Raw genomic sequence first — 24,290 nt, 5'->3', positions numbered from 1 at the left:
GGACAAATGCATGCAATACCGCAGTCTGAGTGGGGGCAAGTATCTGTCTTTACCTGGGGTGAGCTATCAGCGCACCAATGGGAATGTTTTCGACTTGCGTTAATGATTACTGAAACAGAACTGCAGGGGCAAGGTGTTCCCATTGCTTCAACAGGTGCAACAAACGAGGTGATTACTGAGCAGCTATCGCAAGGGGTAAAGGTCGTTCAATCACCTATTATCATGCAGACAAGAGCTGAAATGATTACAAGTATAGTTGTTTCTACAAAAGATTATCTATCCGACATGATGAAGTATTTGCCGTTGTATGAGCGTAAATCAAACGTCTTTAGAACGATCCTCACGACTGATGATCGGGAGCTAAGAAATACAGAGCAACAGTTAGAAATTGTGAACCGTAATATTTTTATCGATACAGCTATAGAAGCATTGCCTATTTATGAACGTGATCTTGGCATTAAACCAAATAGCACATTACGCTATGACCAACGCAGAGAGCAAATATCATCACGAAATCGCGCAAGCTTTGACCAAACAACCGAAGAAACTATAAAGGCTGTAGCAGCTGCATATAGCAATGGCGAAGTAGAAATAAATACAACAAGTACGCCAGGCATATACGAAATCAAATTCATTGGAACAAAGGGCATTCCTGATAATCTGAGTGGCCTTATGCAAGCGATAGATATTATTGTGCCAGCTCATTTAGAGTTTGGCTATGCGTACACCTTCAATGTTTGGGACTTTGTGAAAAATCGTACCTGGGGAAGTGCAACTCATATGACATGGGATGATATACGAATATGGAATGAGGTGAGCTAATGGAACATACACCAAATTTGAATCTAAAGAAACCAGGGCTAACAGACAACATTTTGATCTCAGATATTAATGAAAATATGGATGTTTTGGATGCTGCAGTAAGTGATTTGCAAAAAGGTACAGCATCGATTCCTGATTTAGAAACAGAGGATAAAACAATTGGCGGTGCCATTAACGAGGTAAAGAATGAAGTGATTAACGTTAAGCAGGAGATTGAAAGCCATGTTATTAATCCAATGCCACATGTTTATACCAATAGCGATAATAACAAAAAATATCGTTTAGGATTTGGTGTAGATGCAGGTGGCTTTTATATCGTTCAACAGGAGGTAGAGTAGATGACAGAAATTGAAAAGACATATTTTCCTGATAAACTAACACAAGATGCAATAAAAAATATAGTAGATACAATCAAAACTACTACAGATACCACTAAAACAGGTGTAGATAGCTTGAATGTAAAACAAGATACTGTCTTGCAAAAAATACAAAACGGTGATTTAAAAAGAAACATCGATCTATTTAATACACCTGGCACTTATACATGGACATGTCCAGAAGGTGTGAAGGTAATTAGATTAACAATGTTTGGGGGTGGAGGTAGTGGCGCTGCAGTTGGATATGAGGTTATTTCCTACCCTTGGGGTGGTTGGGGAGGCGCATATGTAGCAGGTAAGCCAGTGAAAGTTGTACCAAATACTCAGTATACGATTATTGTTGGTAAGGGGGGAGAAGGTGTAACAGGTACCACTAATGGACAACAAGTAACAGGAAAAGCTGGGGGAGCTTCTTCAGCTTTTGGCATTGTTTGTAATGGAGGTTCAGGAGGTGCACCATTGAGAGCGTATCCTGATGGATTCGCTAAGGCTTTCGGCAATAATCCGATTTGTAATCCTGGAACCATACCATCGAGTGTTAATATGTATGCATTGGACGCATTTGTTACAGATCTCGTTAATACTCCTTATGGCATAGGAGGAGTAATGCTTAGAATTTCAAATAATGATTCTGCTGGAAATGTCTTGTACGCTCTAGGTGGTGGTGCTGGATTTGGTAATGGCGGTGATGCTAATTCTATAACCCAAAATACTATTGGTTATGGCGCAGGGTCAGGCGGTGTTACGAGAAAAACATCTGCCAATGGTGGCGATGGCATTGTCATTATAGAGTATTAAGGAGTGATAGAGAGTGAAGAAATTCGTACAAATTCAAAACACTAAAGCACATTGGATTTTTGAAGCTGAAAAACTGCCTCCTTATCCTAATCAGGAGAATTTTATAGAGATTACAGGCCGAGACGATATTCAGGAAGGTTGGGACTACAACAGCGAAACAGGCGAATTTAAAGCGCCAGTTATACCCGAACCAACGCCAATTGAGTCACCGCCAACCGTTGAAGAAATGCAGGCACAAACGCTTATCAATACAGAATACTTAATTGCCATGAATGAAATGGGCATCCAGGGAGGAAAATTATAATGAAGGTATATGACTTATGTAAATTTTTAATTGATCGCAACCGTTACAGCTATGATGATATGCTAAAGAAAGTAAATGTCTTCTACGCCAATAATCAACTGGCGGATGAAGAATATACTCAGCTATTAACAGATATGGATACACAGCAAACGCAAGCATAGACTTAGCGTTATTTTTTATGTCTAATAAAGAAGGAAAACATTACCTTTTGTCGAAATTGTAGTAGATGAAAGGTAGGGAGTTAAGTATGGATTATATTAAAATTGCAGCTGCTACAGAAAGAGATGTAAATAGCTATTTAAAAGACGGTTGGAAATTGATTGATACAACAAAATATTCATACGATGAAAGTGGGGACGAAACAAGAATTACTTATCATCTAGGATATCCTGTTGGAAATCATATTTCCGATTTGCTTTCTATTATTAGTTCTTATGAAGAAAGTGGTTTTAAAGAAAAGTTATTTTCAAAATGGGCTGAGGATTCAGGCATTAATTTAGATGACTATAGCGAAAATGGTGCTATCCTTGAAGCTATCACAAAATACGAGAAAGTAATGTTAAAAACAAGGAAGTAACGTATTTTGCCACAAATTCAGAAAAAAGTGGTATGGAGTTTTAATAAAAAATGAGCATTCTCAAATGAGGGTGCTTTTTATATTCCATAAAAGTTTGGGGAATTAAAGGATACGTCATAAGGCGTGTCCTTTTTATTATGCAAAGAGGGAAGTGTTCAAATGGAAAAATGGATTGCTCTAGTAAGTGGAACCATAGGCACAATCGTTTCATATTCAGTGGATGGTCTGGGAATGGCCGTTACCGTTCTTATCGGTTTCATGGCTATTGACTATGCAACTGGCATCATGAGTGGAGTTGTTAATCAAAACTTAAATAGTCGTACAGGCTTTAACGGCATCATACGGAAAATCTATTATCTAATGTTAGTTGGATCAGTTTATTTATTGTCCGTTGTGATCCCTGGTATCGAGTACGCAGGGGATGGGGCAGCCATTGCATTTTGTGTACTAGAATTTATTTCAATCACGGAAAACGGTACTAAAATGGGCTTGCCAATGCCTGACTTTGTAAAAAATATTTTAGCAATCGTTAAGGATAAAACAGGAGAGGGTGAGGTTAAATGAGCTACATATTCCAACAAACTCTTTTACCTTCAAATAAGTATTCATTAAAGGCTCCATATACCATGGCACCACAATTTATTACAGTACACAATACAGCCAATGATGCGCCTGCAGCTAATGAAATTGCCTACATGCTTGGCAATAACAATCAGGTCTCTTATCACGTTGCAGTAGATGATAAAGAGGTTATTCAGGCAATACCTTTTAATCGCTCAGCTTGGCATACGGGTGATGGTGGTGGCGACAAAGATCCTAACGCTTTAAAGAAAGGTAATCGCCTATCTATTGGAGTAGAGATTTGCTATAGCAAAAGTGGTGGTGTGCGTTATGGCGTTGCAGAGGAAAACGCTGTTCAATACATTGCAAAGCTTTTAAAACAGTTTGGATGGGGTATTGAGCGAGTGAAGAAACACCAGGATTGGTCAGGGAAATATTGCCCTCACCGCATTTTGGCAGAAGACCGCTGGAATAGCTTCTTGAAACGTATAGAGGAAGCTATGAAACCAAAAGAATCAGGACAAAAGGAGGGAAATGAGTTGGCACAAGAATTATTAAATGAAACTGGTCGTGCTTCATGTAAAGAAATGATTAAGCGAGGTGTAGAAGAAAAGTTATTTTCTAGCAAACATGAAAATGTAGATAAGTATACCGACAAAGAACTTATAAGTTATGCCATGGCATATACAAATCGAAAAACTAAGTAAAAGCAATGACCAGGCGCTCATATGAGTACCTGGTCATTATTAATTGGCAAATAACTAATATTTATGCGTTACTTTTTTCTTTTTCCTTTCTTTTTCAAGTGTTGCTCAATGTCCTTCAAATATTGATTAATAATTCTAGAACTTGAATTTATGTAACTTATTACATAATTATATTGATTGCTTTCATTATTTTCGATTGCTGCAATATTAAATTGTTCATGAACTAGAATGTTTCTTTTTTCAATAAAAGTGTTTAATAAACGAAAATCTGATTGGTCCATTTTGACCGAAGTCTCTCTTTTGAACTTTGAAATAATTTTCGTTACATTTACATTATGTAATTCTTGTATATTATCACTAGTGTTCAATATTTGGTAAATTATTTTTAGTGCACCTTCGATTGTGGACATTGTCTCAATAATTAAGGATGCCAATAATTGATTTATTCTAAATTTGAAATAATCACCAATTTCCATTTTTGTAAAGTCAGGAAGTAAATACTCTTTATCGAGTTCTTTTTCTCCATCTATAATATATTCTTGTATTTTTTCTGCATTTTGTTTAATAACCTTTAATTTTTTCTTCAAATCTTTTCTCATAGGTTTTATGTTAATTTTATTCATAGAATATTCCTTTCTCCTTTTGCCAAAAAACAAAATTTTATATTTTTGATCGTGTTTTATATCCCTAACAATTGCTTTTTCTTCGCGTCAAATTCTTCCTGAGTTATTAATTCGTCCTCTAATAGTTCCTTCAATTCTCGAATTTCATCAGCTACATCAAACATGTCCTTTTCCTGTTTACCTGTAGGTGCAGTTGACGTTTTAGCCATTGCTTTAAGGTTCTCAATCCCACTCTTAATTTCAAGTGCTATATGCGCTGGCACATCATCAATGATTGCTTTGTTTCCAGTAGATACGATCTCAATTGTTGAGTAAACGAGCTTATTAGAAATGTTGATACTGCTAATTGAAGCTAAAGGAATGCTTCTTTCATCGTTTGAAACAATGCCTTTGATTTCGTGTAATAAAATACGTTTGTCAGTAACATAAAGCTGTTTGATGCCTTTTATGGATGCACATACAGCGAGTAAAGTTTCACCTTGATCCGTTAAGCGATCATCGAACATTTGAATTTGTTTAGCCATTGCTTTCTTTTTACCAAATCCAGCGAATAATAGTTTCAGCGATAGTGTCCATGTCATGCACCCCTTACAGATATTTGTAAATTCATTCTATAGAAAATGCTGTAAATAGTACACATAAAAAGCTACTCCTTTGATTTGAGTAGCTTGTGTTTGAGATAATTATTGAATTTGTTTAAGAGCTTCATTCATTTGATCTTCATTAGATTTTACAGCTTCACTATCTACAGTATCGACACCACGATATGTATATTTCATGTTTTGGAGGTAATCAAAAGCGAAATCTTTTATTGCTCCTTCACTATCTTTCTCAACATAATAAGATTTAAAAATATTAGTTAACATACGTTTATGATTATCGATTTCACTTAGGTAGTTACCAGATTTATAGTCATCAACAATATACGTTGAAAATTCTTTAACCTCTGAGTCAGTTGCAGTATATTCCATTAACATTTTTTCAAGTGCATAAAATTTATCAGCAGCAGTGTCAGAATTTGAAGCTAATTTTGAGATTTCCTCCTGCCAATTAAACACCTCAGTATTTGTATCAGCTTGTTTAGTGTTGGTATCAGTTTGTTCAGTAGTTGAAGTATTCTCTTTAGGAGCAGTTTCTTCTCCACATGCAGTTAGTAAAAGTGCTGACAAAACACCAATATAAAAAATTTTTTTCATAGTTTAAAATCCTCCCTCAATAATTCTATTGTAGGAAATTATGGGAGAAATGTACATATAAAAATCATACAACTTATCTAGTTTCTATTAATAAGTATATACTCTATTAAGCTAATTATCTGTTATTTCAAAATGGATAATTTCCTATTGATAAAGAATGCGATTCCTAGTAGAGTAAGAGAAGTAATTTAAGTGCAAAAAAACAAGGATTAATTGTCGCAACACAAATGCTACACAATAACCCTATAAAACGTTGATATTATGCACTTTTACTATGCCCTCCGAGGGCATAATTATGGGTGAGTTACCTAATTAACTAAAAAAGCTTATGCATTATTTTCTACACATTTTCTACACAATAGTTTATATAAAGTCAGTCATACTAACGTTTCGGGAGTATAGGATACTTCCTCCTGGGACGTCAATTACAAATTAATGGTTGATTTTTAACCGAAATGAAAAGCGCTTGAAACCTTATCAATACTGGGTTTTGAGCGTTTTTTTGTTTTTATTGGTATTTTGAAAATCGCATAGAATAACATATAAAATTTAAATTAGGTAAACAAAATGTAAACATGGTGAACAAAGAAATTAAGATGAATAAACGTTAATCGCTATTGCTTCATCTCGTTCTTTCATTTCTTTTAATACGTGCGAATAGTTATCAAGTGTTGTTTGAATATCTGAATGTCCTAATCGTTTAGAGACAGAATGAATGTTAGCACCTTAATGGATTAAGACACTGGCATGTATATGTCGTAAACCATGGATGGAGATATGTTCGATTTCTAATGCATCTAGGGTTTTTCGTAATAAATCCGCATCTTATATTTGCAGAAATCGTTGGAATAGCTTCTTGGAAAGCATTTAGGGAGCTATGAAGCCAAATGAATCAGAACAAACAAATAGTAGAGAATGATGACATGATGAAATTTACAAACTCAACAACTAAGGCTGCATTACGTGATTATATAAAACAGGCAGTCGATAAAGGATTGATTGATAAGTTTTGGTTGGAGAAATTCGATAATGGAACTATGACAAACGGTGATTGTGAAGGTTTGAAGATTATTATTGCACAGCGTGTTAAAAAACTATGAAGTATAGTATTTAGCAATATTTATGCAATACAACGTTTTTGTATCCGACGTCAAGTGACGATATTGTGAAATATAATTAAATTACAATTGAAAATGAATGGTCACTATAATGGTATATGTGTCAATTATTTTGTGTTAAATCGGTGGAAATATTACTTTAGTATAATTGGGAAATATTTCAACCGCCAAAACATGGCGCTGTATTTGGCGGAATGTGGCGTGAAGTGTATAAAATTGAAAAAAGGCGCCAAAAAATTGGCGTGAAGCAACCATTGAACATACATTTATGGAAATGATAGGATATATTTAACTCGAGTATAGTTTTATTTATCTGTCGGCAGGATATTTTTTGTAAAAATAATAAACTTTAAGGAGAACTAACAATGAAAAATATAAAAAAAATAATTGTGTTTATTATTGCCTTAGCATTATTTTTTACTCAAGTTCCATTTTATGCAAAAGCATCTAGCAATGAAGAAGAATATAAACGAAGTTTAGAAAACATTATTAATGTGATAGAAGAGAATCTAGATATTTCATCTGAAGGTTTTAAAATTACAGAAAAAGATAATATCTTAAGTAATTTAGATCAATATGATATCCAAATGTTAAATAATCTTTCTAGAGAACAAGGTATAAATGTACCTATTACAAAGGAAACTTTAATCCAAGATTTAGAAATTCAATTCGATAATCTAAATGAGGATATTGAAGATGGTAAACTGATAGTATTAGATAACGGTACAATGATAGATTCTACTGATAAAAACTTTTATATTCAGGGTGGATCTACTTACGATGAATCTCACTGGTGGGGTAATCGACGATATATGAGTACAGCTGCTGCTAGGGAATATGTATACACGTTAAGAGATGCAGCTGGTGTGACAACTGGTCTTGCACTTGCTAGTGTTATTTTTGGAGCAGCTGGAGCAATACCTGCTTCTGTTAACGGTGTTACGGCACTATGGTGTAATCAATTAGCTAACCGTGTAGAATATCATAATGGAAACACAAATAGAGGGGTTAGAATCGATTTGTATTGGGTATTAGTTTTTGATGTCGAGCCTCAGTAAGTAAATATTAAATTTAATAATAGGAAATCTATAGTAGGTGCTTTAATTGAAAAAATTTTCCTCTAAAGTAATTTGGACGCTTTTAGTATTTTCAGGAATATCATTTGCAATTTATAGTGTTTTTTTAGCTGATTATGGGAAAAATAGCGAAGATGATACACCTTGGGAATTACAATTATTAGATTATGAAAAACTTCATAAAATCTCTAAAGGTAAATCACAAACAATTGCTATTATTGACACGGGTCTAAATTCTATATACAGTGGAAATTTAAAATTTGAAGAATCGTTAGTAGATGAAAATATTGAAGATACAAATGGTCATGGCACTATGATGTATTCCATAATTAAAGGTATTAGTGATAATATAAAAGGTATAAGTCCGGAAGCACAAATAATGGCAATTAAAGTGATGAATGATGATAATTCAGTTTCACCAACAATTATAAAGAATGCTATTGAATTGGCCATTCAAAAAGGTGCCTCTATTATTAATTTAAGTATTGCAAGCCATTTTGAGGATAAGGATATTACAGAAGCAATAAAATCAGCAGTTAATAAGGGTATTACAGTGGTAGCATCCTCAGGAGATTACGGTAATACAGAATTAATGTATCCCGCAATTTTAGATGAAGTAGTTTCAGTTGGGGCAATTGATGCTTCAGGAAATGTACTTGATTTAACAAGCGGCTCTAACGCAGCAACTATTAATGCGCCAGGTCATGAAATATCAACAATCAATTTGAACGAAACAATAATAAAAACTAGCGGTACATCTCAAGCAACAGCTATAATATCAGGCTATATTGCACTATTAAAAGATTATGCTTTTTTGAAAAATAAAAATCTGTCAAATGATACTATTATAACATTATTAGAATCTATTAATAGTCAAGAATTAACGTACTTACAAGCACTTGAAAAGATTGATTCATTGTAAAGGGGGCCAATTTTATGGTATTAAGACCATATTACTTAGCGATACTGGCAGCCGTTATAAGTACTGTTACAGCAAACTTATCTATATCTTCAAACTCTAAAACTATTATTACCCTTTTTGCTGCCTTCTTAATAGTTATTTCTATTCCTTGGAGTTATATGGAACATAAAAAGTCCAAAAGGGATTCTTGACCATAAAAAATATGTGTTAAGGAAAGGTTGTTACTAGGAATCATCCTTGGAAGAATTATTTTCAGTTAAAAAAATGACCAGTAGCTCAATTGAAAGTGAGTACCTGGTCATTTTTATTCGTTATTTACAAATTCTAAGAAAAGCCTAGCACATGTCATGTTCAAGTTTACTGCTATAATTACTAGTCTCAGAAATTGAGCGGCCTAACTGCGGAAATTGAAACGCCTTCTAACTAAACGTTAGGAGGTTTTTTTGCGTTGTTAAAAAAATCAACGATTATTAAATAGCCAATTATCCTATATATGCGATCTTTGCGCAAAATAAAACTAGAGGCGGTTAAATTCGTCTCTAGTCATTTTTTAATAGTAGTTTTCGTGATTTTACATCATAAATTTCGTAGCCCATATTAAACATATTTTCTTTTATAAACATATTCTCTTTTGTAACTGTCACCTTACAATAGTAAGGAATTGACTTACCGTAAGCATCCAGTTCAGGGATATCGTAAATGATATATTGTTCACCGGTTTCAATCATTTCAAAAGTTGCTGATGCAGAGCGTCCGAATGAATCAACCTCAATCGTACAATCTCCACTAATAACGTCATATTCTTTTTGAATAATAGATTTTAGACTTGGTAGGGTCACCGCTAAAATTAAAACACCTATTAAAAAAGCAAAGAGAGACTTAAACCCATCAAAAGATAGTAATTCTTTGTCTTGATACATAAAAATTAATAATACAGCTTGTGAGAGAACAAGCAATAATCCTATTGAGAGTACTATATAATACAATTCTTCACTTCCTATGTATAACTGTTGAATATTACCCTGTAGCAAATTTACAGTTTGCCTAACATATTTTATCGTTTTATTCTTATCAAGGTAAACAGGATTAATATTCCATTAAATATCATTATTCATCATTAATTTTAATAAGGTGGTCCGAGAAAGTGTAGAACAGTTTAAATCGGAACTTGAAATATATATAACGTATTACAACACGAAACGGATGAAGGCAAAATACGAATGAGGCCGGTACAATACCAAACCCATTTTATCCAAACTGCCTAAACGAAATAACCGTGTCTAACTTTTAGGGGTCACTTCACTCTAACTTTTGGGGTGGAGCACCTGGATGGTGATCTTGATTTTTTTGTATGGTAATACACGATGTGGAGATAATTAAAAAGACCACCCATAATAGAGTAGTCAAAATTGATAAATAAAACGCTAATTTGTCTTATATTATAATGAAGTTGACTTACCTTTTTTCTCATTAATAATAAGGTCTTCTTCATTTGGGCGAGGGAGTTCAGTATGTCCTTCACGCTCATTAGATTTTTTAATATTACCTTCTGCTCTTCTAGAAAATGTTTGTTTTGTTGGCTCGTCTGTTGCAAATTCTGTGATTTTTTTATCTCTTTTCATTTCCACACCTCCTAAAGATATTATTTAACTTATCCAATAAAATATTCCTTGTTCATTTCGACTTCACATTTAATATTTTTTCATTCAGACCATTTCGTTATGGGTGGTTTAAAAACGCAAGGTAAACAAAAGTAAACATTATTATCGTAAGCCATGTGGAAAACCCCTAAAATCCTTTGATTTCAGGGGTTTAAGGTATTTCTCCTTTTTTTGAGAATACGTTAGAAAAGAATGGAAAACTAAGAGTTTCTACACAGAAAAAGTATCACGAAGTCACTTCTTGACTGATATTATATTTAGCCTCCAAAAAAATAATTGTAACTATTCGTTATACAATTACTCTCCGTAATCGTAAAAATGATCACCATGTATTGGAATCTAGGCAAGATATTTATATCATCTTAAACGTGCTCAAATGGCCAAAGTATTAATGTGATCCCTCCGAATAAGTGATTGGTATTAAATCAAGTGGATGAACATATTGTAGTGTACATCATTTGAAATTTGTAAATAATATGGTATACTTGACGTAAATCATACAGATAATTAAAAGGACCGTACAGCGGTGCAACGCTTGTACAGTCCTTTAACAAAATAAATCGCTTCAAATGCGATTGGCACTGAGAGAGTAAATCATCCCTAACCCGCCAAGGTTTTAGTGGGGTGATTTACTTTTTTTTAGTAAAAGTAAATGACAATGAAAGAATCAACACAACTAATGAAGAAAAACTAATCATTATGGTCAATGTTTCGAATGTTGTCATCGACATCACCTCCTTTCCCTTTGCTAAAGCAAAGAAGAAGATGTGCCGACCGCCCTTGAAACCTTTATTTTGTATTCTTAATTATAACATTTTTGTTTATTTTAAACAAAAAACATAAGCCAATATTAATAAATATTATTTAATAAGGTAATGTTTATGAGTAAAATTGATAGTATTTCCATTCTAGCCCATATTGCTCAACATCATGATTTTACCTTTTATTAATACAATTGATGTTGAATGGAATTTGGTACGTATTTTTAAGGTTTGCCGTCAGTCGTGGGGAAGATGTCAATAAGCAGTTTAGATAGAGAAACGATTAGAAACACCTTAAACCTTTACTATCAAAGGTTTAAGGTGTTTTTATATTTGTAAGAAACGGTTAAAAAGTAAGGATAATTAAAGTTTTCTACACCTCTATGCCAAATTGTAGTTGTAGGCATTCACAGAAACGTTTGGTGAAAATCTAGTTGAAGAGGAACTTGTGTGAAGATAAATTAAAAAAGCTAGGTTATACTATAATAATGATTTAATTGCTTACTCTTACTGACATCTATTGATTGGCTGTATATACCACAAGCTATTAGTGAGGAGTTTAGCTATTTATTATAAAATAAACATGGCATAAATGTTACGGAAGTAGGGACATTTTTGCTTTTTAATTTTGGGATGAACCTTTGAAATTGTCTCGCATAATGAAAGGATTGGAATTTGAATATGACAAATAATTTTTGGCAGGATTTGCCTCGGCCATTTTTTGTACTTGCACCAATGGAAGATGTGACGGATGTAGTTTTTCGTCATGTCGTAAGTGAAGCGGGTAGACCGGATGTATTTTTTACGGAGTTTACAAACTCGGAAAGCTATTGTCATCCAGAGGGACAGAAAAGTGTGCGTGGGCGATTACTTTTTACAGAAGATGAACAGCCAATGGTGGCACATATATGGGGAGATAAGCCAGAATTTTTCCGCCAGATGAGTATTGGGATGGCAGAGCTAGGATTCAAAGGGATTGACATTAATATGGGTTGTCCTGTACCGAATGTGGCATCGAGAGGGAAGGGGAGTGGTCTAATCCTTCGTCCAGAAGTTGCAGCAGAAATTATACAAGCAGCAAAAGCGGGAGGGCTACCAGTTAGTGTGAAAACTAGACTTGGCTTCACAGAAATAAACGAGTGGCATGATTGGCTAACTCATATATTCAAACAGGATATTGCTAATCTTTCTATTCATTTACGCACAAGAAAAGAAATGAGCCAAGTAGATGCACACTGGGAGCTGATTCCGGAAATCAAAAAGTTACGTGACCAAGTGGCACCGAATACGCTACTAACAATCAATGGTGACATTCCTGATCGTCAAACTGGCCTAAAGCTCGTTGAACAATATGGTATAGATGGGGTTATGATTGGGCGAGGTATTTTTAAAAATCCGTTTGCATTTGAAAAAGAGCCAAAAGAGCATAGCAGTAAAGAATACCTTAAACTGCTTCGTTTACATCTTGATTTGTATGATAAATATTCAGGAGAATTAGAGTCACGTTCTATTACAGCGCTGCATCGCTTCTTCAAAATATATGTCAAAGGATTCCGCGGGGCAAGTGAATTAAGAAATCAGTTGATGAATACTAAGTCAACGGATGAAGTGCGTACATCGCTTAATAACTTTGAAGCAAATATGATAAACGACTAACGTTAGAAAGATATAAATGCAAAATAGTTTCAAGTTTTACGCTGTAAACAGACAGCAATAGGATAGTACTATATCTGTTAAAGCATTTGAAAGAATTTACAATGGGATAGGGAGGAGATTCTTATGATAATAAAGGGTTTTGGTGGTATCTTCTGGAGGACTAAAAATCTAGAGGCTATGAAAAAGTGGTATAATGAGGTCTTGAAAATTGAAATTGAAAATTGGAATGGCACTATTATTACACCACAATCAGACAATGAAACGATCTTTTCCTTCTTCTCTGAAAATGATAGCTATTTTCCAACTGAACAACAAGTAATGTTAAACTTTCAAGTTGAAAATTTGGATGAAAGTATTAAACATCTTGAAAAAATAGGTGTTCCCCTTGTGATGGAAAAGATGGAGAATGAATTTGGAAAGTTTATTTGGATTGAAGATCCAGAGGGGAGACGTATAGAGCTCTGGGAGAAGTAATAGGATAATAATAATGTAAAAGATAGCTTTCAATAAGAGTAGTGGTTAATTAAAGATCATTGCGTTGTATAGGCAGCTCTTATTACTTAATTGTTCTTTTAATGAAAAGCTCAAGTACCAAGCTATACCTCCTACTTATTAATTAGATAAAACGGCAAAAACCCATTGTAATAAAGGGTTTTTGCTGTTTTTTATTGCGTTATCTTTCAGTTACCATTTATCTTGATTTCGCTGGAGACACTCCGCTCTTTAGTGGTGAGATGAATGAACCCCGCTGAAAAAGTGGAACACCATCGAAAAGTGGCACGTACTGTGGCGAAGTCGGTGTGACCAACATCATATTGCCCAAAAGCTCGACGGTGCCATTAATTTTGAAGAGGAACTTTTCGAGCGAACTCGAAAAAATATGGAGTAATAATGCCTCTGCGTAAATGATAGTAAATTTTTTTATTATTTTGCAACCTTTTTTTGCCTTTAAACGAGGATAGAGTGAAAGGTGGGAAGAGATGGAACTTGAAACAATATATATCACCTATATGAATGATATATATCGCTATTTATATTCGCTTACGAAAAATCATAGTGCAGCTGAGGATTTGCTTCAGGATACATTTACAAAAGCGCATATCACCCTTCTTGGTCAAGAAATTCAAGATATCAAACCTTGGCTTTTTAAAGTAGCTTACTATACATATATCGATAGTACACGGAAAGAAATGCGGTATATTACTTCAGACAATGTTGACCAAATTCATTCAAATACACCGGAAAAAATTATTGTTGAACAAGATGCTTATGTGAAATTATTAAATCTACTAGAACAAATTAAACCGATCGAAAAACAGCTTATCTTGTTATGTGATGTGCATGACTGTACAAACGAACAAGCTGCGAATATTTTACATTTAAATTTGAATACAGTGAAAAGTCATTTAGCGCGAGGACGTAAAAAAATGCGCGCATTGATTATGAAGGAGGAATAATGTTGGATTCATATAAACAATTATTACAACAAGCAAAGGATAGTGAAAAAAGAGATGCACCTTCTACAAAGGTTATAAAAAAAGCCATTGTATCATCTCAGTGGAAACTTATTTTAACCACGTTGACCATTGCCCTTTTAATTGTGCCTACTTGTTATATGTTAACATTTTTGTACTATGCTTTCGGTACAAAATCTACAACCTTAATGGATGTGACAAGTCAAACTCTTTATGTAACAGAACCGAACACGACATTAGAAGAACTTGAATTTGATATGGATTTTTCGCTTTTTTCGATGGGATTATCATTTGAGCAATTCAAGCAGATAGGTGATGAGGTCTATCCCATTAAACATTATGATACACGCTTTATGTTGAATGATTTAGTTGAAAAGAAGATTACTTCTAAACTAGAAAAAACATATCCAAAACACCCAACTGTAACAAATCAGTGGCTAGTGCATCCAAAGAATCGAGCAGAGTTTAATACAACTGATGAGCGACAAGTGTTAAAAGGATTACCAAATGAAACAGTGGTAGAAGCTTATATTTCTTTCAATGATTTATATTCAGTTGATGAAGTTATACGGCAAATGCCAAAAGTAGATGTCACATGGGCAGCCATATATACGGGTGTAGAAGACACCATGTTGAGTGCTAATGGTAATGTTGTTTCGCCTATTGGCTATCCTGTACAACCAGACAATACAAATTGGTCGCCATTTAAAGATTCAGTTTCTCATGAACAAACTTTTTTATCCATCCTAAACTTTCTGGCTGATTATGAGAAGACGGCTACCGCTGTTTCCGCACATAAAAATCTGGACTTAAAAGAAAGAATAAACTATTTAGCGCAACACGACATGAAAACTTATGCTGTTGTCATTACAGGCCCTAAAGCTGAGATTGAACAGTTACAAAATCTAAAAATGATTAAACATATAAAACTTGGGGAGGTTAAATTATGGAACTGGGTGCGTTAAATAAGTTCATTTTTAATGTCTTTGGCTGGGCTAGTGTTAGCTTAGGCTTATGGACACTTATAATAATAAATAGTTGGATTATCATTGGGTATGATGCGCCATTAACTATTAGCTTTAAGACAGTTATTATCTTGATATTCATTTTTGGCATACTTGCTGCCATACCCAAATCTAGCCGTGCTCTTGGAAAGTGGGGAATATTTCTTAGCTGCTACCTAGTAATATTTATGATTGTCATATTTATGGTTGGCTGGTCTATTACCCCATTTCCGTGAAAAGGCTGAAACAGTAATTTCTAGATGAAAAGCCAGTCAGGGTAACCTGACTGATTTTTCATCATAAATGAAAATGAATCTTGTTGATCTGTTTTTAAAATACATCTACAATAAATCTTCCTAAACCTCTAAATAGCCAATAAATTAATCTAAATGGGAATAAAATCAATTCTGGTATCCAAAATAGTATGTCAAAAAATAAATCTACTAGAGGGTACATGTTATGACTCCTCTTGGCTCTCCTTGCTTCGCTTTTCTTTCTTTGCCACCATTTCCTCATATGACCTGACCCCTTTTTCCAAAATAGTCACTGACTTTTCTTAAGGAAATTTACGATTCAGTATCTTGATTAATTTCATTTTTTAACATTATTCCGACAATCCTAACCGTTAAATAGCTTAAGCCAAAATTGTGTTTAACTTCATCTTAGCCCAATTTAGTAGAGAATATAGTTTCAAGCTAATACGTAATAAAATGAAGCAAGAGCACAAAAAATAGCGTAAGAAAGGGTGTTACAAAAGTGAGAAATAGAAGCTCAGTAGTTATCGTTGAAAATAATATGGTTGCACTTATTCGAAGGGAAAGAAATGGTAAGGTTTATTATGTTTTTCCTGGCGGTGGCATTAAGGAAAATGAAAAACCAGAAGATGCAGCAAGAAGAGAGGCATTAGAAGAGCTAGGGGTGATAGTCAAGGTCGAGGAATGTATTGCACAAGTTGAATTTAATGGCAATCAATATTTTTTCCTATCTGAAATAGTTGGAGGAGAATTTGGGACTGGACAAGGTGAGGAGTTTACGGATAAATACAAAGATAGAGGAACCTATTTACCAGTATGGATAGGCATTGAAAAAATGTTGTCAATGGATGTTAAGCCACAAGAGGTTGCTTTAAAGATACAGTCCTTATATATGTAGTGATACTTCCTTTAAAAGGATAAAATTTTTATTATTCACATAGCTAGTAAGTATTTTGAGGGGAAAGTGAATTCACATACTGATTAATGTTAGAGAATGACAAAAGGGTCACCAGGCTGGGAGCGACCCTTTTGTCACAGTAAATGTGTATAAGGAATAGGGTTATGGAAAGACCGTTACCATTAATAAAGGCGCTTACCATATTTTCATTCACTTAAAAATGATAAATATTAATATTCTTTTTGCACGAAAGTTGCGCCGACAATAATTAGCAGAATAAATAGTACAACGATTAATACGAATGTTGAACTATTATCCTTACCGTGGTCCATGCAATAACCTTTGCCATAGTCATTACCATAGCCTCCGTAACAACAATTATAATTACCTGCGTTTCCATAGTATCCCATTTGAACCTCTCCTTTCTTCAACTTATTGTATGTATTGATGTTGAAAGAAGAGGGGGTTTTCGTCTAATTAATCGTATTTAGGTAAAAAAACAAAAAAGGAAAGCTGATGATACTTACGAAAAAAATTGTCACAACATGATGATAATAGTCACATGATCGTGGCTTTTCTTATGCATTTGTCATTCAATTTTCAATCTATAAAGGAATATAGATTTTAATTAAATTATCGCTATTATTCATTGCTGTTAAATCTCCCCATTGTTCCATATCGAATGATCGTGGTGTAACATAATTATTTTCTTCTAACCAATCATTGATTGAAACGTAGGTGCTATCTATACCCTCTTCAGGTCCTTGGTGTTTAAATAATAAAAATTTTCCATTGGGAATTGTATGTGTAATCATATTATTTGGGACAAAAGAAAAATCTGTTACTTCCACTGCAATTATATGTGTATAGGGCGTATCTGGAGTCCATTCTTCATCATCATACACTTGAATAAGATAAATACTATCGTTGATCCTATTCGTAATTTGTGGAAATTCATTTAAAACTTGTTCTCTAAGATTTTTTACGATGTTTAATTGAATATCCTCATTTAAGCTAGCCTTAGTAGAATAACCAATTAATTTCATTTCTTGTCTGCTAATCATTTCAATATCTTTTAATAACATTTTTCACTAACCTTTCTATCTATAGGATGATCTAGAAAAGCTCACGGAAATCAGAACAATGGGTGATTTTAAGTTCTTAGTAATAGAAAAGTTCTTCATTAAGAATGGTTGTATAAGCTATTGCTATTCCTATGTGCCAAACCACTCAACTTTGAACTTTCTTTTTAGTAACAATTAGCGTAATGCCTACGAATAAAAAAAGAACACTTGTCAAAATAATGCTATACAATAATACCGAAATAGAAGTTGGTGCCCAAACTTTAATAAATGTCCAATTTAAGCCGCCAAGTAACATATTAGGTGCGAAAAATATCATAGTCAGTAGTATGACAACGAGTCCAATATGGACAGACAATAGGATTATTTTCTTGTAAGTTAATTTTGCCACACAGCGTTGCTTTTTAAAAAGACTATGGACACCTCTAAATAATAAATAACAGAAAATCATACTGATTGCTATGACGATTGCACTTACTATAGTTACAATTTTATCTAGCTTCTGATAGCTACTAACATGTTGATCTTGAATCGTGTTGCCTTCCCACAAATCCATGACACCTTGTCCAATCGCTGTGGTAAAGCTTGTATTCATATTAGCTAAAATAGCTACGCCTATTTGTTCATCAGGTTGCATGATGAAATAGGATGTAAAGGTTGGATTTTCTCCAGCATGGTAAATATATTGCTGTTTGTTCTTTTCCACAACTGCCCAACCGTTTGCATAGTATGTATTCGTATCAAAAGGCTCAACGGTTTTATCTGGGGCATGTGATTCTCGAATGACCTTGTTCTCAATTGAATAAACGTCACTGTTTCCTAACTGAAACTTTAACCATCTCGCTATATCATTGGTGTCACTGATGATATAGCCAGCAGGAATATTTCCACGATAGACAGGGGGTGTGTATGGTTGCTCTCCCATAAGACCTATTTTATAACCAGAAGCCATCGCTGTAGATGGTGCTTGATGTATACCTACAAATGAGTGATGCATACCTATTGGTTCTAAAATCTTTTGTTTGATGTACTGATCAAAAGGCTGATTCGATAGTTGCTCAATGACTAGCCCTAGGACATCATAGTTGATCGTTGCATATTCAAATGAGCTGCCCGGCTTGCGATTTAATGGTTGATCAAGTAATGTTTTGACCGTTAGCTCAAGTGCGTTATCAGCAGTACTTTCTGGAATTCGGGCAATTGAACTAGAGGGAATCCCACTTGTATGAGACAGTAACTGCTGAATCGTAATGACCTGTTTTTTTTCATTATAGGCTAATGTTAACCATGGGATATACTTTCGAACATCATCTGATCGTTTTAACAATCCTTGTTTTTCTAATTGTAGAATAGCTAGTCCTGTAAAAGCTTTGGATGTGGAGCCTAGCTCAAAAAGGGTATCAGAAGTGACGGGTGTTTTTGTCTTTAAATCTGCAAAACCAAAGCCTTTTTGATAAACTGTTTCTCCTTTAGCAACAATTACTACTGAGAGACCTGGAATTTTACTGAGGGCTTGTTGCTTCTCAATAAAATGGTCAATTTTATTCATTGTTTCTTTTGATGTTGCATGTGCAAACGATGGTATTAATGTACAAAATACCAACATTACTGCGATCATCACAACATTCTTAGATGATAGTGTCATGCTCATTTTTCTCTTTAGAATATAAATTACTTGTTACAACATTGATTACTATAACAAGCAAATTATGGTCGAACTATCGATTAACATGACTATTCAAAGGATTACATGACAATTTTGTAACGTCAAAAAATATAAAAAGGCTGCTCCCAAATCAATAGGAGAGCCTTAATAGTTTATTTAGTTTGTTCTGGAAGTAAATCTTGCCCGTTCACTATTAGTTTAGATGCTGAGATGAGAATGTCTCTATTGGCTTCGTAATAAGGGTCTAAAATTTTGTAAAAGGCTTCCCATTGTTCGCCAGCTTTTTCTTCTTCTCCATCTTTCTCAAGGGTAACGGCTTTTTCGTAGTGTTGTTTTAATTTTGTGTAATCCGATTGACTAATTTCGAATTCAATATCAGCCATATATTCTTCAAAGGAAATATGTTCATATTTAAAGTGTGAGTTCAGTATCTCATAGAATTGATCCCATAATTTCATCGATAACTCTTCGTTTTTATCCTTTTCGGCTTTTTGAGCCTCTTCATAGATAGTTTTAAGTTCTGCAAGTTCCTCTTTTGTTAATTCTACATTCATATCAACCATGTATTGTTCAAATGTAAGAGGTGGATAAAGTGCTTGGTGATAAGGTTCGAGAATAGAATAGATTTTATCTATTTTTTCTTGAGCTGCTTCTGATTTATCTTCTTTTACAAACTTTATCCATTCTGTATAAAGAGTTTTCAGCTGTTCTTTATCTTGAGCTTTGATGACGATATTTTTTTCAGTGAACATAGCTTCATTGATAAATTCTTCAAAGGGCTCAGGTTGCCAGTTCGCTAATTCATAAGGTCTTGTGATTTTATCCATCGCCTGATAAATTCGTTCCATTTCCTCATAATTCTCTGCTTTCTCAGCTTTTTTCATATCATGAAAGAGCTTTTCTAATTGGACTAACTCTTCTTTCGTTACTTCTTTAGGTAAGCTTTTCTTAAATACTTCAAAGGTAAAGAAGTCAGAGTAATCCTCCACAATGCTACCTTCAACTGAAATTTCCTGTCCTTCCATTAACTTTAATTGTTCGATTTGTTTATCAGAGAATTTGTGTAAACCAATAAAATAATTTTTTCCATCTGTTCCTTTAATGTTAATACCATCGACATCAAAATATTTAACGGTACCTTTTATTTTTTGTTCTATTTGTACTGTGACATTGACATTATTTGTTGTTTCAACAGATGTTGCACCAGCCTGAAGCGGTGTAAGTACGGCCATCCCTAGTGTTAGTGCTGAAGCTAATACCCATGTTTTTTTAACAGGCTTTTTCATGTTTATCCATTCTCCTTTAGGTTAACTTTTGTTACCAATTATTAGACGTTTTACCAATAGAAAAAGTTTTATCTTTTTAAGAAAAATTTTCAAAGAAATTGTGTCTCAAAAAGAAGAAAAGATAAAGGGTACTTATTTACTCGAAAAATAGCCATTATTTGCAGTACAAACTGCACAACAGCTAGGAACAAATTTTGGTTTATATAGACAATGACGGTTATAAAAGAAAATTTTAGAATGATTTTATGAAAGCGCTTTCTGTGTACTTGAATAGAACATGGTAATTAAGATGTACACATTATTCCCTTCAATATAGGGAAAGGGTTTGGTTTTATAGTTCCTCAAGGTGTTATCAACTTATAGATAAGGGGAGAAGAAACATGAATCAAGTGTCATTTAAAGAAATGCTTTGGAAGCGAGGGGACTGGGCAGGCTATTTTGGTCTACTAGCAAATAATTTAACGAATTTGTTAACAATGGCCTCACTGCTATTATTTGTTGTAGGTTTTCCAAACGATCTTGTTTATGGGAGGATTGTACCTGCATTTGGGCTGGCCATTTTTCTAGCAAGTTTAGCTTATACTTGGTTTGCTCAACAATTGGCTAAAAAAACAGGGAGAACAGATGTAACAGCTTTACCATCCGGACCGAGCGCGCCATCTATTTTTACAGTTACTTTTTTAGTATTGATTCCAGTATTTAGAGAAACAGAAAATGCGAACCTTGCGATCCAGATTGGATTAGTTTGGTGTTTTTTTGAAGCAATGATTTTAGTGATTGGCTCATTCTTAGGAGATTTATTACGTAAATTAATTCCTAGAACCGTTCTATTGTCTTGTTTATCAGGGCTTGGTTTACTGTTGCTTGCTATGAATCCAATGCTGCAATCATTTGAAACACCAATTGTCGCATTTGTTGTGTTGGTTATTATTTTTATCAATTGGTTTGGTAAATCACCTATCTTTAAGAAAATACCTACAGGGTTTTTATTACTTGCTTCTGGCACCGTTTTAGCATGGGTGTTTGGTTTACAAAGCCCCGGGGCGATTACGGCTGCTCTTTCCAATCTAGGCTTTAATCCGCCAGAGGTACATATTGTCGGGTTATTTCAAGCAATTCCTTATGCATTACCTTATTTAGCCTCTGCAATTCCTTTAGGTTTAGCAAACTATATCTTTGATTTAGAAAATATTGAAAGTGCACATGCTGCAGGGGATCCCTATAATACGCGCAACGTGATGCTAGTGAATGGAATTGCCTCAAGTATCGGTGCTTTCTCTGGCAATCCTTTTCCTGTTACGGTCTATATCGGACATGCTGGTTGGAAGGCGATGGGGGCAGGGATTGGTTATACGATTGCCTCCGGTTTTACAATGCTCATTATCTGTATGTTTGGGGTAGGCGAATTACTACTAGCGATTATACCAGTTGTAGCTATTGTGCCAATTCTTGTTTATGTAGGGATTGTTACAGCTAATCAAGTTGTACGTGAAACACCTAGTTTAGAAGTACCTGTTATTTTTATTACTTTATTCCCTTGGATTGCCAATTGGGCCTTAACAATGGCTAATAATATTTTTTCTGCCGCAGAAACATCGGCAGCTGCTGTAGGAATAGATACGCTGTTAAGTAAAGGTGTTTATTATAACGGACTTATTCATCTAGGGAATGGAGCACCTCTAAGTAGTCTGATTTGGGGCTCAATTACTATATTTGCCATACTAGGTAAGCCGCTACGTGCCGCCATATTTGCCTTTATTGCCGCACTACTATCATTCTTTGGCATTATTCATGCACCTACTGTAGGTATTGCTCAACCTGAACTGATGCAGTTTGTTTATGCTTATTTAATGGTTGCGGGTCTATTCCTCTACAAATATTTTGTTGATCGGAAAGATCCTACGCAAAAGCTTGGAGAATAGCATCATCGTCTATCAAAAAAACGTCTAATTATATAGAAGCCTATAAAAATAAGACTTTCTATCAAACAATAGAAAGTCTTATTTTTATTTTTTATGCCATTATGCCAGCTATTGCTTTGGTTGATTTAGGAGGCTCTAAGTCTTTAGGAATTAAAGCTTCATATATTTCACCATCAAGACGTTCCATTAGCTCTGCTTTCGCGTTTTCAATCAATGTTGGGTTTTCCAGTGCGGAGATTACTGTACAAGCAATCGCCTTTCCAGCAAGCAAAGTTGCCTCATGTGCATAAGCTGTTTTTCCTTGTGCGACAGCCTGCCATGTATGGAATGGTGTCCCAAATGCCCAGGTTGCTGTCGAGCACTGTGCAGTTGGGACATTCCAACTGACATCAGCAACATCTGTTGAGCCACCCATGAAAAATGGTTCCTCTGGAAGAGGTGCAAGGAAATCAATAATGGGTTTATCAGCTAGCTTTTTAGCTGTTTCTTTTCCTATCTGTACAGCAGCTACATTTTTCTCTTCTTCGGAAAGTGTGCTATAAATTTCCTTTGCAAAATGAATGTCATCCTCTGTGATTCGAGCGCTACCCAAATCCTGCATATGCTGATGCATCACTTTTTCTAACGTTTTGTTTGGAATTAAATTATGGCAAGAGCCAACAATGTGCTCTTCCACAGTTGTTTCTGTCATTAAAGCAGCACCTTTTGCACAGTTGAGGACACGTTGATATAAGTCCTTAACTTGGTTTGGTTTAGGTGCGCGGATTAGATAAGTCACCTCAGCCTCTGCTTGTACAACATTTGGTGCAAGTCCGCCTGTATTGGTTACGGCATAGTGAATCCTCGCTTCATCAACGATATGTTCTCGTAAATAGTTTACACCAACATTCATTAACTCTAGCGCATCTAATGCACTTCTTCCTAAATGAGGGGAGGCAGCAGCATGTGAACTACGCCCTTTGAATTTAAATGTAGCGTTAATGACGGCATTTGCTCTAGCATGCATGACGCCATTAACTGTTCCAGGGTGCCATGAAAAGGCTACATCTACATCTTTAAAATAACCATCTCGTGCTAAAAAGGATTTGCCATAGCCGCTTTCTTCAGCTGGACAACCAAAATATTTGATCGTTCCAGTCAAGTTATTTTCTTGTAAGTACTGTTTAGCAGAGATGGCGCCAGCCAGTGCGCCGACACCTAAAAGGTTATGACCACAGCCATGACCATTGCCATTTGGAATGATAGGTTTAAAGTGCGGGTTACCTGCCTGCTGGCTTAATCCTGCGAGTGCATCATATTCACCAAGAATGGCAATCACTGGTTTTCCACTTCCAAAAGTTCCGATGAAACCGGTTTCGAGATTTGCAACGCCTCTTTCAACTTGAAATCCTTCATTTTCTAGTGTTTCACATAATAAATCAGCAGAGTGGACCTCATCAAATCTCGTTTCAGCAAAGCCCCAAATGCTATCACTTACATTTTTATACAGACTACTTTTTTGATCGATATAGTTTGCAATTTTGTCAGTTAAATTCATAATCTTT

The 24,290-nt window shown here is 34.7% G+C and carries 31 protein-coding genes; 20 read left to right on the top strand and 11 right to left on the bottom strand.

The genetic code is table 11. The annotated features are described in order from the left end of the window. Positions 1-6: 6 nt before the first annotated feature. From GJU32_RS10290 to GJU32_RS10255, 8 genes are all read left to right on the top strand, one after another. Positions 7-822, top strand: coding sequence for a putative phage tail protein (locus tag GJU32_RS10290; RefSeq protein ID WP_155591848.1), 816 nt, complete (start codon positions 7-9; stop codon positions 820-822). After that, positions 822-1,160, top strand: a complete 339-nt coding sequence (locus tag GJU32_RS10285) for a hypothetical protein (RefSeq protein ID WP_155591847.1) — start codon at positions 822-824, stop codon at positions 1,158-1,160. The genes GJU32_RS10290 and GJU32_RS10285 overlap by 1 nt, the downstream gene beginning before the upstream one ends. Then, a complete protein-coding gene (locus GJU32_RS10280) occupies positions 1,161-1,997 on the top strand; it encodes a glycine-rich domain-containing protein (RefSeq protein WP_155591846.1) in 837 nt (278 codons plus the stop codon). A 13-nt stretch (positions 1,998-2,010) separates the two neighbouring features. Further along, on the top strand, positions 2,011-2,301 hold the full coding sequence (locus GJU32_RS10275; protein ID WP_155591845.1) for a hypothetical protein: 291 nt from the start codon (positions 2,011-2,013) through the stop codon (positions 2,299-2,301). Continuing rightward, the gene (locus GJU32_RS10270) at positions 2,301-2,462 is read left to right on the top strand and encodes a hypothetical protein (RefSeq protein WP_155591844.1); all 162 of its coding nucleotides are present in this window, start codon (positions 2,301-2,303) and stop codon (positions 2,460-2,462) included. Before GJU32_RS10275 ends, GJU32_RS10270 begins: the two co-directional genes overlap by 1 nt. An 86-nt stretch (positions 2,463-2,548) precedes the next feature. Next, entirely contained in the window at positions 2,549-2,878 is a 330-nt protein-coding gene (locus GJU32_RS10265) for a hypothetical protein (RefSeq protein ID WP_155591843.1), read from the top strand. 159 nt (positions 2,879-3,037) lie between these two features. Continuing rightward, complete coding sequence (locus tag GJU32_RS10260) at positions 3,038-3,442, top strand: phage holin family protein (protein WP_155591842.1); 405 nt, start codon at positions 3,038-3,040, stop codon at positions 3,440-3,442. Then, entirely contained in the window at positions 3,439-4,146 is a 708-nt protein-coding gene (locus tag GJU32_RS10255) for a peptidoglycan recognition protein family protein (protein WP_155591841.1), read from the top strand. The genes GJU32_RS10260 and GJU32_RS10255 overlap by 4 nt, the downstream gene beginning before the upstream one ends. Before the next feature lie 68 nt (positions 4,147-4,214). Here GJU32_RS10255 and GJU32_RS10250 read toward each other — a convergent pair whose 3' ends face one another. The 3 genes from GJU32_RS10250 to GJU32_RS10240 form a co-directional block, all read right to left on the bottom strand. Continuing rightward, positions 4,215-4,769 carry a hypothetical protein gene (locus GJU32_RS10250; RefSeq protein ID WP_155591840.1) on the bottom strand — a complete coding sequence of 185 codons (555 nt, stop codon included), beginning with the start codon at positions 4,767-4,769 and terminating at the stop codon, positions 4,215-4,217. A gap of 56 nt (positions 4,770-4,825) precedes the next feature. Next, on the bottom strand, positions 4,826-5,293 hold the full coding sequence (locus GJU32_RS10245; protein WP_196426646.1) for a PH domain-containing protein: 468 nt from the start codon (positions 5,291-5,293) through the stop codon (positions 4,826-4,828). 159 nt (positions 5,294-5,452) lie between these two features. Further along, positions 5,453-5,965, bottom strand: a complete 513-nt coding sequence (locus tag GJU32_RS10240) for a hypothetical protein (protein ID WP_155591838.1) — start codon at positions 5,963-5,965, stop codon at positions 5,453-5,455. Between the two features lie 887 nt (positions 5,966-6,852). Between GJU32_RS10240 and GJU32_RS10230 the strand changes: the two genes are divergently transcribed. From GJU32_RS10230 to GJU32_RS10215, 4 genes are all read left to right on the top strand, one after another. After that, positions 6,853-7,065, top strand: coding sequence for a hypothetical protein (locus tag GJU32_RS10230; protein WP_155591837.1), 213 nt, complete (start codon positions 6,853-6,855; stop codon positions 7,063-7,065). 383 nt (positions 7,066-7,448) lie between these two features. Next, positions 7,449-8,141 (top strand): hypothetical protein, encoded by a 693-nt coding sequence (locus tag GJU32_RS10225; RefSeq protein ID WP_155591836.1) that lies wholly within the window; start codon positions 7,449-7,451, stop codon positions 8,139-8,141. A 46-nt stretch (positions 8,142-8,187) separates the two neighbouring features. Continuing rightward, the gene (locus GJU32_RS10220) at positions 8,188-9,081 is read left to right on the top strand and encodes a S8 family peptidase (protein ID WP_155591835.1); all 894 of its coding nucleotides are present in this window, start codon (positions 8,188-8,190) and stop codon (positions 9,079-9,081) included. 14 nt (positions 9,082-9,095) lie between these two features. After that, positions 9,096-9,272, top strand: a complete 177-nt coding sequence (locus GJU32_RS10215) for a hypothetical protein (protein ID WP_155591834.1) — start codon at positions 9,096-9,098, stop codon at positions 9,270-9,272. 348 nt (positions 9,273-9,620) lie between these two features. On the opposite strand, the gene GJU32_RS10210 is transcribed toward GJU32_RS10215, so the two are convergent. Beyond that, positions 9,621-10,112 carry a hypothetical protein gene (locus GJU32_RS10210; RefSeq protein ID WP_230875006.1) on the bottom strand — a complete coding sequence of 164 codons (492 nt, stop codon included), beginning with the start codon at positions 10,110-10,112 and terminating at the stop codon, positions 9,621-9,623. Positions 10,113-10,212: 100 nt separating this feature from the next. On the opposite strand from GJU32_RS10210, the gene GJU32_RS10205 reads away from it, so the two are divergent. Continuing rightward, a complete protein-coding gene (locus GJU32_RS10205) occupies positions 10,213-10,305 on the top strand; it encodes an IS3 family transposase (protein WP_420798379.1) in 93 nt (30 codons plus the stop codon). Between the two features lie 215 nt (positions 10,306-10,520). Here GJU32_RS10205 and GJU32_RS10200 read toward each other — a convergent pair whose 3' ends face one another. Next, positions 10,521-10,703, bottom strand: a complete 183-nt coding sequence (locus tag GJU32_RS10200; RefSeq protein ID WP_155591832.1) for a hypothetical protein — start codon at positions 10,701-10,703, stop codon at positions 10,521-10,523. Between the two features lie 668 nt (positions 10,704-11,371). Beyond that, the gene (locus GJU32_RS23370; protein ID WP_230875005.1) at positions 11,372-11,467 is read right to left on the bottom strand and encodes a putative holin-like toxin; all 96 of its coding nucleotides are present in this window, start codon (positions 11,465-11,467) and stop codon (positions 11,372-11,374) included. Between the two features lie 717 nt (positions 11,468-12,184). Here GJU32_RS23370 and GJU32_RS10195 point away from each other — a divergent pair. The 6 genes from GJU32_RS10195 (at position 12,185) to GJU32_RS10170 (ending at position 16,790) form a co-directional block, all read left to right on the top strand. Next, positions 12,185-13,159, top strand: coding sequence for a tRNA dihydrouridine synthase (locus GJU32_RS10195; protein WP_155591831.1), 975 nt, complete (start codon positions 12,185-12,187; stop codon positions 13,157-13,159). 126 nt (positions 13,160-13,285) lie between these two features. Next, positions 13,286-13,633 carry a VOC family protein gene (locus tag GJU32_RS10190; protein WP_155591933.1) on the top strand — a complete coding sequence of 116 codons (348 nt, stop codon included), beginning with the start codon at positions 13,286-13,288 and terminating at the stop codon, positions 13,631-13,633. Positions 13,634-14,139: 506 nt separating this feature from the next. Continuing rightward, positions 14,140-14,616 carry a sigma-70 family RNA polymerase sigma factor gene (locus GJU32_RS10185; RefSeq protein ID WP_155591830.1) on the top strand — a complete coding sequence of 159 codons (477 nt, stop codon included), beginning with the start codon at positions 14,140-14,142 and terminating at the stop codon, positions 14,614-14,616. 2 nt (positions 14,617-14,618) lie between these two features. Next, positions 14,619-15,599, top strand: coding sequence for an anti-sigma factor (locus GJU32_RS10180; RefSeq protein ID WP_155591829.1), 981 nt, complete (start codon positions 14,619-14,621; stop codon positions 15,597-15,599). Next, positions 15,581-15,874, top strand: a complete 294-nt coding sequence (locus GJU32_RS10175; protein WP_155591828.1) for a hypothetical protein — start codon at positions 15,581-15,583, stop codon at positions 15,872-15,874. Before GJU32_RS10180 ends, GJU32_RS10175 begins: the two co-directional genes overlap by 19 nt. A gap of 520 nt (positions 15,875-16,394) precedes the next feature. Beyond that, positions 16,395-16,790: an NUDIX hydrolase gene (locus tag GJU32_RS10170; protein ID WP_155591827.1), complete on the top strand. Its 396-nt coding sequence runs from the start codon at positions 16,395-16,397 to the stop codon at positions 16,788-16,790. Between the two features lie 230 nt (positions 16,791-17,020). Here the strand turns inward: GJU32_RS10170 and GJU32_RS10165 are convergent, their stop codons facing one another. The 4 genes from GJU32_RS10165 to GJU32_RS10150 form a co-directional block, all read right to left on the bottom strand. After that, positions 17,021-17,200, bottom strand: a complete 180-nt coding sequence (locus tag GJU32_RS10165; RefSeq protein ID WP_155591826.1) for a YjcZ family sporulation protein — start codon at positions 17,198-17,200, stop codon at positions 17,021-17,023. A 195-nt stretch (positions 17,201-17,395) separates the two neighbouring features. Next, positions 17,396-17,875 carry a GyrI-like domain-containing protein gene (locus GJU32_RS10160; RefSeq protein WP_155591825.1) on the bottom strand — a complete coding sequence of 160 codons (480 nt, stop codon included), beginning with the start codon at positions 17,873-17,875 and terminating at the stop codon, positions 17,396-17,398. A 145-nt stretch (positions 17,876-18,020) separates the two neighbouring features. Then, on the bottom strand, positions 18,021-19,517 hold the full coding sequence (locus GJU32_RS10155) for a serine hydrolase domain-containing protein (protein WP_155591824.1): 1,497 nt from the start codon (positions 19,515-19,517) through the stop codon (positions 18,021-18,023). 173 nt (positions 19,518-19,690) lie between these two features. Next, positions 19,691-20,824, bottom strand: a complete 1,134-nt coding sequence (locus GJU32_RS10150; RefSeq protein WP_155591823.1) for a hypothetical protein — start codon at positions 20,822-20,824, stop codon at positions 19,691-19,693. Positions 20,825-21,204: 380 nt separating this feature from the next. On the opposite strand from GJU32_RS10150, the gene GJU32_RS23365 reads away from it, so the two are divergent. Further along, positions 21,205-22,746, top strand: a complete 1,542-nt coding sequence (locus GJU32_RS23365; RefSeq protein WP_230875004.1) for a xanthine permease — start codon at positions 21,205-21,207, stop codon at positions 22,744-22,746. Between the two features lie 91 nt (positions 22,747-22,837). Here GJU32_RS23365 and GJU32_RS10140 read toward each other — a convergent pair whose 3' ends face one another. Further along, positions 22,838-24,283, bottom strand: coding sequence for a M20 family metallopeptidase (locus tag GJU32_RS10140; RefSeq protein WP_155591822.1), 1,446 nt, complete (start codon positions 24,281-24,283; stop codon positions 22,838-22,840). Positions 24,284-24,290 lie beyond the last annotated feature (7 nt).

The organism is Lysinibacillus cavernae (assembly GCF_009724685.1).
Lineage (GTDB): Bacteria > Bacillota > Bacilli > Bacillales_A > Planococcaceae > Lysinibacillus > Lysinibacillus cavernae.
The sequence above is the reverse complement of the archived record's forward strand: the minus strand, read 5'-3'. Positions and strand labels throughout refer to the sequence as shown.